This is a genomic window from Leisingera sp. M523 (genome assembly GCF_025141335.1).
Taxonomy (GTDB): Bacteria; Pseudomonadota; Alphaproteobacteria; order Rhodobacterales; family Rhodobacteraceae; genus Leisingera.
The window spans coordinates 1,382,272-1,399,456 of sequence record NZ_CP081036.1; the positions used below are offsets into that span (position 1 = coordinate 1,382,272).

General features: G+C 61.2%; 19 protein-coding genes. All 19 read left to right on the forward strand.

Translation table 11 applies throughout. The annotated features are described in order from the left end of the window. Positions 1–82 precede the first annotated feature (82 nt). The 19 genes from K3557_RS06895 (at position 83) to K3557_RS06985 (ending at position 17,181) form a co-directional block, all read left to right on the forward strand. The gene (locus tag K3557_RS06895) at positions 83–853 is read left to right on the forward strand and encodes a terminase large subunit domain-containing protein (protein WP_259998678.1); all 771 of its coding nucleotides are present in this window, start codon (positions 83–85) and stop codon (positions 851–853) included. 59 nt (positions 854–912) lie between these two features. Next, entirely contained in the window at positions 913–1,620 is a 708-nt protein-coding gene (locus K3557_RS06900) for a hypothetical protein (RefSeq protein WP_259998679.1), read from the forward strand. Between the two features lies 1 nt (position 1,621). Beyond that, entirely contained in the window at positions 1,622–3,982 is a 2,361-nt protein-coding gene (locus tag K3557_RS06905) for a hypothetical protein (protein ID WP_259998681.1), read from the forward strand. Continuing rightward, complete coding sequence (locus K3557_RS06910; protein ID WP_259998683.1) at positions 3,982–4,170, forward strand: hypothetical protein; 189 nt, start codon at positions 3,982–3,984, stop codon at positions 4,168–4,170. Before K3557_RS06905 ends, K3557_RS06910 begins: the two co-directional genes overlap by 1 nt. 130 nt (positions 4,171–4,300) lie before the next feature. Continuing rightward, positions 4,301–5,326: a hypothetical protein gene (locus K3557_RS06915; protein WP_259998685.1), complete on the forward strand. Its 1,026-nt coding sequence runs from the start codon at positions 4,301–4,303 to the stop codon at positions 5,324–5,326. Between the two features lie 38 nt (positions 5,327–5,364). Continuing rightward, complete coding sequence (locus K3557_RS06920) at positions 5,365–6,366, forward strand: N4-gp56 family major capsid protein (protein ID WP_259998687.1); 1,002 nt, start codon at positions 5,365–5,367, stop codon at positions 6,364–6,366. 68 nt (positions 6,367–6,434) lie between these two features. Next, a complete protein-coding gene (locus K3557_RS06925; RefSeq protein ID WP_259998690.1) occupies positions 6,435–6,752 on the forward strand; it encodes a hypothetical protein in 318 nt (105 codons plus the stop codon). Between the two features lie 65 nt (positions 6,753–6,817). Next, on the forward strand, positions 6,818–7,225 hold the full coding sequence (locus tag K3557_RS06930; RefSeq protein WP_259998692.1) for a hypothetical protein: 408 nt from the start codon (positions 6,818–6,820) through the stop codon (positions 7,223–7,225). Further along, positions 7,222–7,740, forward strand: a complete 519-nt coding sequence (locus K3557_RS06935) for a hypothetical protein (RefSeq protein ID WP_259998694.1) — start codon at positions 7,222–7,224, stop codon at positions 7,738–7,740. The genes K3557_RS06930 and K3557_RS06935 overlap by 4 nt, the downstream gene beginning before the upstream one ends. Positions 7,741–7,746: 6 nt before the next feature. Continuing rightward, entirely contained in the window at positions 7,747–8,454 is a 708-nt protein-coding gene (locus tag K3557_RS06940) for a hypothetical protein (protein WP_259998696.1), read from the forward strand. Next, positions 8,454–10,535: a hypothetical protein gene (locus K3557_RS06945; protein ID WP_259998698.1), complete on the forward strand. Its 2,082-nt coding sequence runs from the start codon at positions 8,454–8,456 to the stop codon at positions 10,533–10,535. Before K3557_RS06940 ends, K3557_RS06945 begins: the two co-directional genes overlap by 1 nt. After that, positions 10,532–12,820 carry a peptidase G2 autoproteolytic cleavage domain-containing protein gene (locus K3557_RS06950; protein WP_259998700.1) on the forward strand — a complete coding sequence of 763 codons (2,289 nt, stop codon included), beginning with the start codon at positions 10,532–10,534 and terminating at the stop codon, positions 12,818–12,820. The genes K3557_RS06945 and K3557_RS06950 overlap by 4 nt, the downstream gene beginning before the upstream one ends. A gap of 5 nt (positions 12,821–12,825) precedes the next feature. After that, positions 12,826–13,140 carry a phage holin family protein gene (locus tag K3557_RS06955; protein ID WP_259998703.1) on the forward strand — a complete coding sequence of 105 codons (315 nt, stop codon included), beginning with the start codon at positions 12,826–12,828 and terminating at the stop codon, positions 13,138–13,140. A gap of 64 nt (positions 13,141–13,204) precedes the next feature. Then, a complete protein-coding gene (locus K3557_RS06960) occupies positions 13,205–13,885 on the forward strand; it encodes a peptidoglycan-binding protein (RefSeq protein WP_259998705.1) in 681 nt (226 codons plus the stop codon). 1 nt (position 13,886) lies between these two features. After that, a complete protein-coding gene (locus K3557_RS06965; RefSeq protein ID WP_259998707.1) occupies positions 13,887–14,099 on the forward strand; it encodes a hypothetical protein in 213 nt (70 codons plus the stop codon). Next, complete coding sequence (locus tag K3557_RS06970) at positions 14,099–14,332, forward strand: hypothetical protein (protein WP_259998709.1); 234 nt, start codon at positions 14,099–14,101, stop codon at positions 14,330–14,332. Before K3557_RS06965 ends, K3557_RS06970 begins: the two co-directional genes overlap by 1 nt. 175 nt (positions 14,333–14,507) lie before the next feature. Further along, positions 14,508–16,142, forward strand: a complete 1,635-nt coding sequence (locus K3557_RS06975; protein WP_259998711.1) for a hypothetical protein — start codon at positions 14,508–14,510, stop codon at positions 16,140–16,142. 3 nt (positions 16,143–16,145) lie between these two features. After that, positions 16,146–16,625: a hypothetical protein gene (locus tag K3557_RS06980; RefSeq protein WP_259998714.1), complete on the forward strand. Its 480-nt coding sequence runs from the start codon at positions 16,146–16,148 to the stop codon at positions 16,623–16,625. A 1-nt stretch (position 16,626) separates the two neighbouring features. Beyond that, positions 16,627–17,181 (forward strand): hypothetical protein, encoded by a 555-nt coding sequence (locus tag K3557_RS06985; protein ID WP_259998716.1) that lies wholly within the window; start codon positions 16,627–16,629, stop codon positions 17,179–17,181. Positions 17,182–17,185 lie beyond the last annotated feature (4 nt).

Sequence of the window (17,185 nt, forward strand, 5' to 3'; positions counted from 1 at the left end):
TTATCACCGTGACGTTCTGCCCGTGGTGCAGCGCCCGCCTGCCGCTGCTGCGCGGTAACGCACCCCTGGGCCTGCGCGCCGCGTGAACGTCCAGCTTACGCCAGCGCAGCGGGAATTCCTGCTGCTGGCCACACAGGTTGTTCAGGAGAAGGGGCGGCGCGCGCGGCAGGACCGATGGGCCAAGCTGTTCCCGAAACACGACACGGTGCAGCCGGATGGCACGATCATCTACGCCCGGGCCAAGTACGCCAAGCATCTCGAATTCTTCCGGGCCGGGTCTGAATACCGGGAGCGCTGTGCGATGGCCGCCAACCGGGTCGGCAAGACCTTCGGCATGGGCGGCTATGAGACTGTGGCGCATCTCACCGGCATCTATCCGGACTGGTGGGAAGGACGCCGCTTCACTCGGGGCATCAAGGGCTGGGTGGCTGGCAAGACCAACGAGACCACCCGGGACATCATTCAGGCCGAGTTGATGGGCGAGCTGATCAAGCGCCCGGATGGCCGCCGGATCTTTGATGGCACTGGGCTGATCCCCGGCAAGCACATCGGGGGGCTGACGTTCAAGAAGGGCGGCAGCGACCTGCTGGACGTGGTGAAGATCCGCCACGTCTCGGGCGGCTGGTCCCGGCTGGGCTTCAAGTCCTACGAGCAGGGCAGGGGCGCCTTCGAGGGCACCGCCCAGCACGTCATCTGGCTCGATGAGGAGCCGCCAATCGACATCTACGGCGAATGCGTGATCCGCACGGCCACTACCGACGGGATAGTTATGCTCACCTTCACGCCGCTCGACGGCATCAGCGAGACCGTCATGCAGTTCATGGAAGGCATGGACCACGAGGCCGAGGACTGATGCCAGCTCTTTCACCATCCCGCTACGTCGTGAACGCTGGCTGGGATGATGTCCCGCACTTGGACGCTAAGACCAAGCGTGAGCTTCTGTCAGCAACTCAGCCGTATCTTCGGGATGCGCGCTCCAAGGGAACGCCCAGCGTGGGCGAGGGCGCAATCTACCCGATCCCGTGGGACGAGGTTTCATGCGACCCGTTCCCAATCCCGAACTTCTGGCGCCGCGCATACGGGCTGGATGTGGGCTGGAACAAGACGGCAGCTATCTGGCTGGCCGAAGACCCCAACACCGGCGGCATCTACGCCTATTCGGAGTATTACCGGGGCCAGCAGGTGCCCACGATGCACGCCACGGCCATCAAGGCCCGTGGGGACTGGATCCCCGGTGCCATCGACCCGGCGTCCAGAGGGCGCAGCCAGGACGAGGGCAAGAAGCTGCTGAGCCAGTACCGCGGCGCTGGCCTGCTGGTGAAGCCGGCGAACAACGCGGTTGAGTTCGGCATCCAGACCGTCTGGGAAATGCTGGAGACCGGGCGGCTGAAGTTTTTCAGTACGCTGCACAACACCGCCAACGAGTACCGGCTGTACCGCCGCGAGAAGCGGACAACTGACCTCACCGAGAAGGTCGAGGTGGTGAAGAAGAAAGATCACGCGATGGATGCACTGCGCTACGGCATCGTGGAGTTCAGCAAGATCGCGACCGTCCGCCCGGCAGGCGAGGAATTCACAGGTTCTGGCTTTACGCCGGTAGATAAACGAGCGGGGTACTGACGTGCGCGCACATGCAGTCAAAGGGCAGCAGCACGAGCCGCAGCCCTATCAGGCAGACGAGCAGGACGAGGCCGAGAAGCGGGCCGAGCAGCTGGAGGCATTCGTTGCCGGGCTGGAGGCCGAGGCCAAGCGCCGGGTGGATCTCCGCAATCTGGTGGAAAAGCGCTGGCTGGAGGATCTGCGCCAGTATCACGGCCGCTATACCGAAGATCAGCAGGCCGAGTTCAAGAAGAACAAAGGCAGCCAGGTCTTCCTGAACCTCACCCGCCCGAAGACGAACGCTCTGATGGCGCGGCTCTGGGATCTGCTGTTCCCGACCGATGACCGCAACTGGGGCGTTGGTCCGACGCCGGTTCCGGAGCTGACCGAGGACGCCGAGGAGGTGCTTCAGATCTCCGATGACGCCAAGGAGACGCTGGAAGCCAAGCGGCGGGAGTTGGGCGAGGTCGAGAGTTCTCTGGCGGCGGCTGAAGACGAGCAGACACGCGCGCAGCTGGAGCAACAGGCAAAGGCGCTTTCCGGCGATATGGAACAAGCCGAGGAGGTCGCCAACGCCGCGCAGGAGGCAGCTGACAATCTGCACGAAGCCTTGACCGAGGCTAAGCGACGTTCCGACCTGATGCAGGAGGAAATTGATGACCAGCTGAAGGCCTGCAGCTATCAGGCCGAATGTCGGGACATGATCACCGACGCCTGCAAGATCGGTATCGGCGTGCTGAAGGGCCCGGTACTGGGCGACAAGACCAAGCAGAAGTGGGAAAAGAAGACTGTCACCGGAGCGGACGGCAAGGAACAGACGCTGCACGTTCTCACCAACGTGAAGGACGAAAGCACCCCAGCTGCCTACCGTGTGGACCCGTGGGCCTTCTTCCCTGACCCGGATGCAGCACGCATCGAGGACTGCGAAGGCATCTTCGAGCGGCACCTGATGAACAAGGTGCAGTTCCGAAAGTTCGCCAAGCACCCCGATGTGGACAAGGATGCGGCCCGTAGCATCCTGAAAGACGGCGCCAGCACCGGCGCGGCACCCTCCTATCTGGTGGACCTGTCCAATATCACCGGCCAGAAGTCCGACGCCCAGAGGAACCTGTTCGTTGTCTGGGAATACACCGGGCCTGTGGAGCCTGAAGACCTGGAGGAGCTGGCCCGGGCCGCTGACGACCAAGAGACGCTGGAGGTACTGGAGGGGGGCGAGATTGACCCGCTGCAGGAGATGCACGCGAAGATCTGGTTCTGCCAGGGCAAGGTGCTGAAGTTCGCTCTGCACCCGCTCGACAGCGGCGAGCCGATCTATTCAGTCTTCAACCCGGAAGAGGACGAGCACAGCATGTTCGGCTTCGGGATGCCTTACCTGATGCGGGACAATCAGAGCATCCTGAACGCCGGCCAGCGGATGATGCTGGACAATGCGGGCCTTTCGGTCGGCCCGCAAATTGTCGTCAACAAGAAGATTGTGAAGCCCGAAGACGGTAACTGGGTTCTTGCGCCACGGAAGATCTGGCTCCGGGACGACAGCGAAGGCACCGACCCGCGTGAGCGGCCATTTGAGGCCGTCGATATCCCCAGTAACCAGGCCGAGCTGGCTGCTATCATGGAAATGGCCCGCAAAGGCATGGATGAGACCGCCAGCCTGCCGCAGATCGCACAGGGCGAGCAGGGCACAGGGGTCACCAAAACCGCCCAGGGCATGGCGCTTCTGATGAACAGCGCCAACGTCGTGTTCCGGCGCATGGTCAAGAACTTCGATGACAATGTGACGGTGCCGATGATCCGGCGCTTCTATCACTGGAACATGCAGTTCAACAGCAAGGAAGAGATCAAGGGGGATTACGAGGTCGATGCCCGCGGCTCCTCGGTGCTGCTGGTGCGTGAGATGATGGCGCAGAACCTGATCATGATCGCCCAGATGTTCGGTGACCACCCAATCTATGGGAAGTGGCTGAAGCACGACAGCCTTCTTAAGCAGATCTTCCGCGCCCACATGATCCCGGCTGATGAGATTGCCAAGTCCAAGCGTGAATACGAGCAGGATGCCGAGAAGGAGGCGAAACAGCCTGACCCTGCCGCAGCGGCGATGCAGGCAGAGTTGGAGCTGAAACAGGCAGAGATAGAGTTGCGCCGGGAGGAGATCGCAAACAAGCGCGAGATCGCCAACCAGGAAGCCGACACCAGGCGCTACATCGCAGAGCGCAACTTCGACGCCCAGATGGAGAAGCTGTCCGAGAGCATGAACATCAGCCGCGAGCAGCTGAACGCCAAACTGGTGGACGCTGAAGCCGAGCGCGAGGCGCGGGAACGTGGTCTGGCGGTCGAGGTGGCCGAGAAGCACCGCACCGGCGTCAGCGCAGGAGGGGCCATCTGATGAGGGTCGATCCGCATAGCGCTGAATGGAAGGCGATGCGCAAGCTGCTTGAAAGGCGCATCGAGGAACAGAAGAAACGGCTGGTGGGGCTCACTGATCCCATCATGATCCACCGGGCTCAGGGTCGCGTCATGGAGGCGAATGACCTGATCGAAGAGGTGGAGCCCAGCACCACACAGAACTCCTGACCGGACGCGCGACGGCGCCTTCGGCATGAGCAAGGGCGAAAGCCCTCTCCCCGCACCGGCCGCCCCCAGGGGCCGCCTTCCGTAACCGGCCGCGCCACTGCGCCGCCGTAATGAATGAGTGCATCATCCAATGAGCAACAAAAGCGACTTTACCGCGCCCGCCGATGAAATGGCCGGCGACACCCAAACCACCGACGAAGAACAGATCTGGAAAGAACTGGACGCCGAGGAAGGCACCGCCGCCGAAGAGAACGACTTCGAGGCCGCGGGCGACAACAAGGCACCAGAGGACGACGCCCTGGACAGCGACAAGGCCGATGAGGCTGGTGGAGCAGAACAGGACGATGGTCAAACCCAGGATCAGGACATCCCGGAGGACGATGGTAGCGGCGAAGGTGCCAAGACGCCTGAAGATGACGCCCAAGCCCCCACGCAAGATGAGCTGCGGGAGCGCGCCGAAAAGTCGGAGCAAAAGTTCCGTTCGGAGCAATCCCGTTCGATAGCACAGCAGAAACGCGCAGACCGGCTCCAGAAAAAAGTGGAAGCCCTTGAACGCCGCCTGAAGACCAAAGATCAACCCAACAAGGAGCGCGAAGAGCGCCTGAACGCTGTCTCCGAAGAATACGGCGATGTCGTCAACCCGCTGGTGGATGAGGTGAAAGACCTCCGCGGCCGGTTGAACGATCAGTCGGAAGCGGATCAGCATCAGCTGGAAGAGGCCAAAGCAGATCTTGCAGACCTGCAGGCTGCCGAGACCACCAAATTCGAAAAAGAGCACGAGGACGGCCTGGACGTTATTGCCCAGAACCCCGGCGTGTTCCGAGATTGGATTGTGGACCAGCCGAAGATCGTTCGGGACGCCTACCAAGCAAACCTCAATGGGATGGTCGATGGAACTGGGGCCGCGATGGTCGTTTCCCGTTTCAAAGCTGCGCTGAGCGAAGCCGCGGCAGGGGCTGAAACCCAAAACGAGACTGAAACCGACACCCAGTCTCATTCCGACACAAAGCTCGCAAGCCGCCGCAAAAGGCAGCTCGACGGCGCCAAATCCGCCCGGTCCACATCCTCTCAGAAAGCCGCAGGTGATATTCCGCCTGATACGGACGACGAAGAGGCGTTGTGGAAATACTGGGACCAGAAGGACGCCAAAGGCTGATCCGCACGACGGCAGAGAAAGTCTAAGGACACACTGTCATGAGCACCACCAAATCCACCTCCACGGGCATCTCCCAGCGTACCAACGTCTGGGCGGCCCGGGAAATGCTGAAGCACGCGGCTCCGGTCACTGTGCTGGAGAAATTCGGCAAAGCCATCCGGATGCCGAAGAACAAGAGCACCACGGCCAAGTTCCGCCGACCCAAGGTGTTCGCCGCGGTGACCACGCCGATGGTCGAGGGTGTGACCCCTACCACCACCGCGTTCCAGTATGAGGACGTTTCCACCACCCTGAACCAGTACGGCATGGTTGTCGGTATCACTGACGTGATCGAGGACACCCATGAAGATCCGGTTCTGCAGGACGCCACCGAGCAAACCGGCGAAAACCTGGGCCGCACCATCGAGGCGCTGACTTACGGCACCGTGAAGGCCGGTACTTCGGTTTTCTACGCCAACGGCTCCACCCGCTCGGGCGTGAACACCGCGATCTCGAAGAACAAGCAGCGCGCGGTGACCCGGTATCTGAAGGCCCAGAAGGCCAAGAAGATCACCCGGATGCTGTCTGGTTCACAGAACTACCAGACCAAGCCGATTGAGGCCTCCTACATTGCGGTGGCGCATACCGACTGTGAGTCGGACATCCGCAATATGACAGGCTTCACCCCGGTGGCTGAATACGGCCAGCGCCAGCCGCTCTGCGAGGAGGAAATCGGTTCGGTTGAGGATGTCCGGTACATTCTGTCGCCGGATCTGGATGCCTTCCTGGGGGCAGGATCCAACACGCTGAACGGAATGGTCGCAGCAGACGATACCAACGTCGATGTCTACCCGGTCCTGTACTTCGGGATGGACGCCTATGGTGTGGTCGCAGTCCGCGGCGCCGGTGCGGTTTCTCCGACCGTGATCCCGGTCAACCAGAAGACCAAGGACGATCCGCTGGGCCAGCGCGGCTATGTTGGCTGGAAGACCTGGTTCGCATCGCTGATCTTGAATCAGACCTGGATGGCCCGCCTCGAAGTTGCGGTCACCGACCTCTAAGTCTGACCTGACAGGGGCCCAAGCGGCCCCTGTTTTCGTTTCACCCTGAATTGAAAGGAGACCCCGCTATGAGCAAGGGTCATTTCGCCACTGGGACCGTGGAAGGCACCGGTTCGGCAATCAACGTGGAGCTTGGCTTCACCCCTGACTATGTGCGCCTGATCAACATTGATGGTGACGCCACTCTGGACTGGACTTCCAGCATGACCAACGGCGAGGGCTACAAGACCGTCGCTGCGGGGGCCAACGCCCAGGTCGGCACCGGGGGCGTCACCCCCTACGCGGGCGCTGAGGCGTCGGCCGCAGCAGGTTTCACCATCGGCACCGATGCCGACGTGAACGTCTCAGGTGAAACCCTCATGTGGGTTGCCTGGGGCAAGGAATAACCTTCCCACCCACCACCTGATCGGGGCGCTTCGGCGCCCCTTTCTTATGCCGAAAGGAACAATTGATGAGCAAACCGGATCAAGCGGCCTATGAAGCCGCTGTTGCCACGCTGACCGCCGAGGACATGACCGCCGACGGCCTGCCGAAGATGAAGGCGCTGAATGCCGCACTGGCCGCTGCTGGCATTGATGCGATCACCGCCGACGAGCGCGATGCCTTCGTCGGCGATGAGGACAATCAGCCCGCCGCCGAAGAGGGTGCTCAGGATGAGGCCGGCTCCGAAACAGCGCCCGCCGGAAAGGTGAACCTCACCCTCAACGACGCCCCGTGCGACCCCCTCCCGCTGTACGTCCACGGCTGCGGCAGCTTCTCGCTGCGCATCGGACAGACACTGGAGGTGCCGCGTGAAGCATTGGACGCCCTGCACAACGCCGGTGGTGTGGATTTCACCGTAGAGGAGATTGAACAGTGAGCGGACTTCCCGTCGAACACGTCGCCATCAGCAAGGCCAACCTCAAACAGCTGCAGGACTTTGCCGGCATCATGATGGGGCTGGATGTCTCTCAAGACGCGAAAAAGGCTGACATCATCGCGCTGATTGAAGCCGCCGGCTGGTCCAAAGACACCATCCCCACGTTGAAGAAATCCTCGGATATCCCCGTGGTCAGCGATGCCGATGGCAAGCCGCGCCCCCGTTCGTTCCAGCACGAGTTCGGCGGCAAAGAACGCGAATGCGTTGCGATCATGATCCCTGAAGAGGACAAGCCGGGCGGCAGTGAGCCAGTTCCGGTTGCCTGCAATGGCGTGCCTCTGTGGATCCCGCGGAACAAACGTGAGGTGATCCCGATGGAGTACGTTGAAATTCTCGAAAACGCCGAAATGTTCGTCTACCCGCAGCTCTCAGCAGCTGCCACCATGCAACAGATGGAAATGGGCCTGCGTGAGCCGCGCGTGGTGAAGCAGTACCCGTTCTCCTACGTGGCGTAACCAGCCATGAGCACCTACCTTCAACTGTGCCAGGACGCGGCCCGTGAAAGCGGGACCGTCTCCAACATCGGCCAGCCTGAGACCACCGAGAACCAGACCGGCCGCCTGCTGCGCATATTGAAGTGGGTGACGAAGGCCTATGAGGATATCCAGCGCTCGCAGAACGCCTGGCGCTGGATGCACGCGGACTTCTCAGCGGAAACCGTGGCTGCGGTGCAGCAGTATGATGCCGAAGCTATGGGTATCAACGAGCGGTTTTCGCGCTGGGTAGTCCACGACGATGACGGTGATAACCAATTCTCGATCTACAAAACCTCTGAAGGGCAGGTGACCGAGGGTTTCCTGAATTTCGTGGACTGGGCCTGGTTCCGGCGCAACCTGATGACGGGCGGCCAAGCGAGCAAGCAGGACAAGCCCTACTACTTCTCGATCGACAACGAGAACAAGCTGCGCCTCTGGCCGACGCCCGACGCAGCCTACACGGTGCGCGGGGTTTACTATAAGGCCCCCCAGTCACTGGCTGCGGACGCCGACACCCCAGAGATGCCCGCAGAGTTTCACGACGTGATCGTGTGGCGCGCACTTATGCTGCTCGGCCAGTTTGATGAGGCATTCAATCAGATCGGCGGCTGGAACGCGGAATACACGCGGATCATGGGCGAGCTTCGGCTGCACCAGCTGCCGCGTATCCAGGTGCGGAGCACGTTGGCCTGATGACCCAGCAGCAGCAAAACATCGTTCTTCAGGGCGGGCTGGACATCGTGACGCCGGCCAACCAGGTGCCGCCAGGCTTTGCCATCGCCGCGCAGAACTACGAGAGCGAGGCGCGCGGCTACCGGCGCGCGGACGGCTACGAGCGGCTGGATGGCCAGCCGAAGCCCTCTGAGGCTTCATACTGGCTCCTCGCCTTCGACCAGGGCAGCACTGCCATCAGCGAGGGCGACACGCTCACGGGGGCCACTTCCGGTGCCACAGGCGTTGTCCTTGAGGATCCGACAGTCAGCAGCGGCAGCTGGGCCGGGTCTGATGCTGCGGGCGAAGTGATCCTCTACAACGTTTCGGGCACCTTCCAGGATAACGAGGCCGTCCAGGTCTCCGCTTCCACTGTCGCCTATGCAGACGGTACAGCAGTTGAAAACGGCGCCAGCGACGATGCCAACGATGACGCCTATCTGCAATCCGCGATAGAGAAGCGCCGAGCCCTGATTGCCGCGGTTCCCGGTTCCGGCGGAGTGCTGGGGATCTGCACCTACAAGGGCGACATTTACGCTTGGCGCAACAACGCGGGCGGCACTGAGGCCGTCATGCACAAGGCTATCGCTTCCGGTTGGGCGGCGCAGAGCTTGGGTCACATGATCGACTTCACCGCGGGCAACAACGCCGCAATGGTGGAGGGCGAGACCGTCACCGGCGGCACCAGCGGGGCCACGGCGACCGTGGAGCGCGTAGGAATGCTTGCTGGGGCGTGGGGTGGCTCCGGCGCTGGGTATCTGGTCCTATCCGGCATTTCAGGCACTTTTCAAGCCGCTGAAACGCTCACAGGAGGAACATCGGGAGGCACCGCCACCGCCAGCGGCGCACAGGCGGCCATAACGCTGCCTGCGGGCGGAAAATACCGCGCCGTGAACCATAACTTCTTCGGAACCTCCAATCTGGAGCGGGTCTATGGGGTGAATGGCGAGGGCCCGGCCTTCGAGTGGGACGGCACAGTCTTCGCGCCGATCCGCAAGAATATCTCCGCCAGCCTTGATAAGCCGCAATTCGTGGCGGTTCATTCAAACCACCTGCTGACCGGATATGCGGGCGGCTCGATCCTCTATGCGGGGACAGGGGAGCCATTGGACTCGCGGGCAGTGGCCGGGGCAGGGGAAATCGGGTTTGGACAGGATCTGACCGGTCTGAAGTCTTCGACCCGCACCGCCACGATCATCACCGGCCGCACCCGGATCGGGTATCTGCAGGGCAATGACACCAGCGATTTCGTCCTCAGCTTCCTGTCAGAAGATTCTGGTGCCGTAGCCGATACGCTTGAAGTGGTCGGCCAGCCATACTTCCTGGACGACCAGGGCGTGCGCAGCATGAGCGCGGCCCAGACCTTCGGGAACTGGAAGGTTGGCACCGTCACGCAGCTGATCGAACCTATGATCCGCGCCAAGAGGGAAAACGGCATCATCCCCGTTGGCGCGCTGCGAGTGCGCGGCAAAGATCAGTACCGGCTGTATTTCACCGATGCGACCTGCATCAGCCTCTATTTCGGCCGCAAGAACCCAGAGGCGATGCCGCTGCTGATTGGCTTCACGCCCACTGTGGTTGTTTCGGGCGAGGACGGCAGCGGCAACGAGATCCTGCTGGCCGGTGCCGATGACGGCATGGTCTACCAGCTGGACAAAGGCACCTCAGCAGATGGGGTTGCGGTGGATGCATATCTGCGTCTGTCATTCCTGCATCAGAACGCACCGACCACAATGAAACGATATCATCGTGGGGTGCTGCAGGTTTCGGACGGTGGTTCCGACATCAGCCTGACCTATGCCAGCGACTTCGATTTCGGGAACCCGGACATTCCATCCGGTTCTGAGGCCGGGCTTTCGTTCAAGGGCGGCGGCGGGTTCTGGGATACTGCCTTCTGGGATAACTTCTATTGGGACTCCGCGGTCCAGGGACAGGCGGAAATGGAGCTGAACGGCATCGGTCAGAATGTCTCAATCGCCCTGGCTTCTGAGGCAATCTACGAGAAGCCTCACGTCCTGTCCTCCCTCACCATAAATTATACTCCGCGGAGGTCGATCCGATGAGCAACGACTATTTCAACAACACCGCTCCCATTGGCCGAAACTCCAAGGCTCGTTCTGCTGAGATCAGGTCGAAGTTTGATGCCATCGCCGCCGGCTTCGCAAAGATTCCCAGAAAGAACGACCTGGAGCAGGGCAAGGCGACCTTTGCCGCGGGAGTTGGCAGCGCGAACACCTACACCGCTTCAATGCCCGCACCGCTAACCGCCTACGCCGCTGGACAGAGGTTCAGCATTCAGATCCCAGTAACCAACACTGGAGCTTCCACGCTGAACGTGGACAGTCTGGGCGCGCGCGCGATTAAGCGGGTAGATGGAACCGATGTGGAAGCCGGTGACCTGACCTCGGGCGACATTTCGGATATGGTCTATAACGGCACCAGCATGGTGCTTCTGGGTGCTTATCGCAGCCACATGGCGGGCATGGCCGCGAACCTGGGCGCCAACTTGGTGTTCTCCGGCAATCCGTCCTTTACCGGCTCGCCTGATTTCTCCAACGCGGGGAACAAAAGCACCATCCGCAGCGCTCTTGGTCTTGCCATCGGCACCAATGTTCAGGCCCAGAATGCCAAGCTGCAGTCCCTCTCTGGGCTGTCTGGGGCCGCCGACAAGCTGCCGTATCTCTCCGGTGCAAGTACCTTTGCCCTGGCCACGCTGACCAGCTTCGGGCGGAGCCTGATTGACGATGCGAATGCAGCGGCCGCACGCACCACATTGGGGCTCGGAGATACTGCGACCAAGACGGTGCAGGGCAGTTGGCTGGATGCCACTCTGGGGAAGGTTCTGACTGCCGGCGCATTTGGCTGGGGGCACGATGCCGCCAGTGGATCGGCAAACACTTTTGCAGGCACAAAGCTTTCGGCGATCACTGTCACCGGCCTTTACCGGTATGCCAGCACTCACACTGATGCGCCCAGCACCGCGGGCCTGCTGATGCATCTGAACCGGATCCCCAGCAGCGCTGCCGGTGGCATGGTGCAGGTTGCGTTCGGCAACAACGGTGAGATGTGGACCCGTCCGAGTAACGGCACTGCTCCGGTTACATTCTCCGCTTGGCAGAAGGTCGCTATTGACGGGCAGTCGGCGAACTTCCTCTCTGCGGTCATCGGTCAGGGGCAGGCCTCGGACATCCCGCTGGCGTTGTACAGCTCTGACTCCTCCTGTTTCCTTTCTTTGAACGACGGCGCTACTTCCAGTGCGGGAAGTGTTGCGGTTGTGGCGACTGGTGACGATCTGAAGCTGCGCGCGGGTGGGGGCAATCACGTCACTATTCTTGATGGCGGCAACGTGGGGGTGGGCGTAGGTGTTCCTGTGTACCGACTGGATGCAAACGGGACTATGCAGGTCATCGAGAGCGACGATCAGTCTGTATCCCGCATCGCTAATACAAACAGTAGTTTCTCCAAGGATTTGAGCTTCTGGTTTCCGTCTCGTGCAGCCTCCCCAGACTGGAACTTCCTGCTGGCCCGCTCCGGCGGCGGGTCGGGTGATGCGGAATTCAAGCTGTCCGGTGACGGCCTTGGCAGTTCTGACTTGGGGTGGCAGGGCGGTGGCGCGGACTACGCGGAATACTTCGAATGGGATGACGGCAACCCGAACGGTGAGGACCGGCGCGGCTTGTCCGTGGTTCTGATGGGCAGCAAGATCCGCCCTGCCCAGTCCGGTGAAAACCCAATCGGTGTTGTTTCGGCAAACCCGTCGGTGGTCGGAGACGGTGATATGGACCGTTGGAAAGGCAAATACCTGCGTGACGAATTCAACGCCACCCTCTGGGAGGATTACGACGTCCTGTCCTGGATTGAGAGCATTATCGAGAGCGAAACAGTTCGAGAACAGGCCACAGAGGGTCAGGAGCGCAGTCGCGAAGTGATCGAGGTGGTGGGCGGTGAAGCCGTTCGCAAAGTGATCACCGAGACAATCCAAGTGCCGCTGTTTGATGAGGTGCCGTTAGTAGACCAGGAAGGCAACAGCCTGGGCACTCACCGGGCGCCGCGCATGGCGGATGTGCAGCGCGAAACCACCAAAGAAGTGCAGCACAGCTACGCCGCTGATGAGGTGCCCGAGGGGGTGATTGTCCCAGCGGATGCTAAGCGTGTGATCCAGAAGCGTCGCAAACTGAACCCGGATTATCACCCGGGCGAAGCATACACTCCGCGTGCTGACCGGCTTGAATGGGACACTGTGGGCCTGATGGGCAAGCTGCGGCTCTGTTGCGGGCAGCCGATCGGTGATCGCTGGATCAAGATGCGGGATATCTCCGCTGATGTTGAAGAATGGCTGGTGAGGTAAGTTCCATGGATGAAACTGGCTTTGTAGACTGGCTGTCCTCCTGGACAGGCGGCGCGGCCACCACACTGATCGGCGCTACTGTGGGGCGTCTGATGTGGCATTCCGGCGAGGTGCGCAAAGGCGCCCGGCGTTTCTTTGGCCCCGAACTGCTGTGGGAAATCCCCGTTGCAGTCGGAATGGCCATCATTGGAGAGAGCATCGCCAGCTATCTGGAGGTCGGCCAGCCAGTATCCACCGGGATTGTTGCCTTTGCCGCCTACATCGGGCCGCGGGGTGCTGAAGTCTTGCTGACGAAGTGGCTCAGTCGAGCCAAACCGTAAAACCCAGTCATCACCGAACTAAACCGACCCTGCCTTGAGCGGGGCTTTTCGCGTTGGAGGTATCATGAGCATTGATTATCGCTGGGTTCAGGCCCGGCTGCGCGAGCTTGGGTATGAACCCGGCCCGATCGACGGTGTGCGCGGTCCTCGCACCGACGCGGCGGTTGTGGCATTCAAACGATCGATCGGATTCCGTCCACGCTCTTTTATCGGCCCTCTGACACTGGAGGCACTGCAGCCGACCCCGGATCCGGAGCGCATCCGTTTGCCGTGGATGCAGGAGGCGGCGAAAATCCGCGGCCTGCATGAACAGCGCGACACAGCCAGGCTGCGCCAGTGGTTCGATAAGTCTGTGAGCTGGATCGACCCGCGGGAAATCCCCTGGTGCGGCGCCTTCACGGCGACATGTCACCGGCTAGCCGATCCCCGGATTACACTTCCAGAAAACCCGCTTGGCGCGCGCAATTGGCGGGACTGGGGCCAGTCCACTGATCCCGTTCATGGTGCCACGCTGATCTTCTGGCGCGTCTCCCGGAACAGTTGGCAGGGCCACGTCGGTTTCTACCACGGCGAAGACACCACCCATTACCACGTCCTCGGCGGTAACCAGTCCAACGCCGTCACCGTCCGCCGTATGGCAAAGGATCGCCTTCTGGCATCCCGCTGGCCCATTGGCGTGCCCGTCTCCGGGCGGCAAATCCACCTTTCACCGGGCGGCATGCCCATCAGCAGAAACGAGGCTTGATATGAGCAAAGTATTCAACGGGCTATCCGTCCGCATGGTGGCCTATTTCATCTTCGCAGCGGTCGCGGGGCAGGGCATCGCAATCTTTGACCCCGTTGCCGGCACGCTGACCTTCCACATCGACCAGATGGAAACGCTGCTCAGTGGCGTGGCTGGCTATGTGGCGACCTTTGGCATCGGACGTCTGGCAAAGGCGCGCGGCGGGTCGTCCTGATGCTGGGCGAGCTGATTGGCGGTTTCTGGGGATACCTGGCTGCCGCCGTTGCCGCAGCGGCCGGCGTCGGCATTACGTTGTTCGGCCGCTCCCAAAAGATAAAGGGGCGGCAGGAAACCTACATTGAAGCAAAGGCGCGAGATCATGAAAAGGCTTCTGAAATCCGTGATCGTGTTGAGCACGATCTTGATGACCGGGTGCGCCGGTTTGACGACGCCGGCTATCGAGACTGAAACGGTAACCGAGGCAGAGCTTTGCCGCCAATGGGGGGCATCGTTACCAACCCGGTCCCGAAACGACACCTCGCAGACACAAGACGAGACCCAGGAAGCATATGCGGCGTTCTCGCTGGCCTGTCCGCTCTGGGAACATCTGATCCCCTAACTTCAAACTTCACAGGAGGCCGCTATGGCTGTTCAGGATGTTTCCAAGCTGCAGGAACGGCTGCAGCGCCATACCCAGGCGAAACCTGGGCAGCAACCCATGAGGCAGACAATGGCACCGGAGGGGGGCTTTGCTGCCGCTGCGGGCATGAAATCCGGCGGGCAGAGCCTGTCGATCACCAGCGCGCCGGGTGGCGGGTTCGGGGCTGCCCTCGGCGGCGAGAAGAAGACTACCGATGTTTCGGACATCGCGGGCGAAATGATGAAGGGCGACAATGCCCTGATGACCCGCGCCAAGACGCAGGGTCTGCAGACCGCTAACCGCCGTGGCATGCTGAATAGCTCTGCCGCCGCCGGCGAGAGCATGAATTCGGTACTCGACAAGATCGTGCCGATGGCGAGCCAGGAGGCGCAACAGCGCCACTCCGAGGTGATGTCAGACCGTGAGGCCGGGCACCGGATGCGCGAGAACGAGCAGCAGTTCGGCTTCCAGTCGGCCTTGTCCAAGCAGGATGCGTCGCAGCGTTCGCAGCTTTCGGAGCAAGAGTTCGGCCAAGCTTCGCAACTGTCGGAGCAGGAGTTCCAACAACAGTTTGGCCTTTCCCGTGAGGAGTACCGCCAGCAGCTGGAAATTCAGAAACGGGAGCAAGGGCACCAGAAGGACCTGTCCCGCCAGGAGTTCGGCCAGGCATCAAGCCTGTCGGATCAGGAGTTCGAACAGCAGTTCAAAATGTCCCGTGAGGAATACCGCCAGCAGTTGGAAATTCAGGAGCGCGACCAAGGCTTCCAGAAAGAGCTGTCGCAGCAGGAATTCGAGCAAGCGAGTTCCTTGTCCGACCAAGAGTTCCAGCAACAGTTCGGTCTTTCCCGCGAAGAATACCGCCAAACGCTCAATCTGCAAAAGGACGAGCAGAAGCACCAGCGCGGGATGCTCAAGCAGGAGCTGTCCAACTCCCTGAAGCTGTCCCGTGAGGAATTCCGCCAGCAGAAAGGCCTGTCCAAGCAAGAGTATCTGCAACAGCTGGGGCTTTCGGAGCAGGAGTTCGAGCAGGCGTCCCAGCTTTCCGGTCAGGAATTCAAGCAGCAGATGGGGATTTCTAAAGAGGAATACCGTCAAGCGTTGAACCTGCAGAAGAGCGAGCAGAAGTTTGAGCGGGGTATGTCCGACAAAACATTCGGACAAGAAAAGTCGCTTCAGAAGATGCAGCTGGCCTCGGAAAAGCAGCTGGCGAAGATGGATGCCAACACCCGCAAGCAGCTCATGAAGATGGAGTCGGACATGCGCGAGAAGCTGGCGACGATGGACGTGGACATGCAGACCCAGGAGAACATGGGCAGCATGATTACCTCCATGAACGGCCAGTATCAGGAAGCGGTGAACACGATCCTTAGCAACCCTGACCTGTCCGCAGAAGAACGCAATGACATGCTATTGTCGGCTGGTGAATTCCTCAATCACCAGGTCGATCTGGTGGAAGACCTTTACGGAACCGAAGTCGACTGGCTGAAAGGCGCCTTTGACATATCTTCCCCGAAGACGAAAAAAGACGACGAGGAAAGTGAAGGCGACAACGGAGACGAAGGCAGTGGTCCTTCCGAGGGTGACAGGAGGGGTGATCAGGTCTACCGAAATGGCGGTTGGCGGTACGTCGGGAAGTAACCGATGGTCACAATCCGCGCCGCCCGGTTTGCCGACATCCCGGAAATCACCCGTCTCTGCAGGCTTGCTCTGGAAAAGTCTCACTACTGCCCGCGCTTCGGTTTGGACAAGGACGCCCTGAAGCGTGTGGCGCTGGAGTGCATCGGACAGCACAGCAACAAGCCCGGATCCGGCCGCATCGTGGTGGCCGACAACGGCGATCAGCTGGAAGCACTGTTCGTCGGCTTTGTGCGACCGCTCTATGAATGCCTGTCTGCGCTTATTGCCAGTAACCTGATCTGGTACGCGCAGCCCGGCGCATCGGCACGCTCTGCAATGGGCGTGCTGGATCATTTCACCGAATGGGCTGACCGGGCCGACTATCCGGTGCTTCATCGCTACGGCGTCTCCGACGCCATTACCAACCACAACGCTGTTGGCGCGCTGCTGACCCGCAACCGCGGGTTCCGGCTGGCTGGCGGGTTCTACGAGAAAGGTATTTGACATGGGTGCAGTTATTCCAGCCCTCGCCACCCTCTTTGCGCCCGCGGCGGCGACCACGGCGGCAGTCGGCACTGGCGCTGTAGCCGCAGGCGCAGCTGCAGGGGTTGGGGCCGGGGCATCAACCATCGGGGCAATAGCTGCCGGGGCCAGTACCGGCGCGATGGGCACAGCGGCTGCGGGCGGCCTGTTGGGGTCCGGGTGGCTGGGCACCATAGGCGGTGGCCTGGTTGCTGGTCTTGGGCAGGGCATGATGGCGAAGCAGGAAGCCAAGGATGAAGAGCGCCGCGAACTGGAATCCGAACAGCGCCGCGAGGACAGCTACAAGGGTGTTGGCCAGTCCATGCGCTTCTGGGAACAGGATAGTCTGGGTGATGACGAAAACCCGAATGCGGTTGATCCAGGGTTCCAGCGCGCCGACGCGAATTCCAACGAAAACCTGCGGGTCGGTCAACGCGAAAACCCGGCCCGTATGGGTGAGAAGTTCCGCAATCGTAAAGCCAGCCGCCCCGAGCGGTTCCGCTATGACCGCGCCGCCGGTCAAATCGTACCGGCATAAGGAG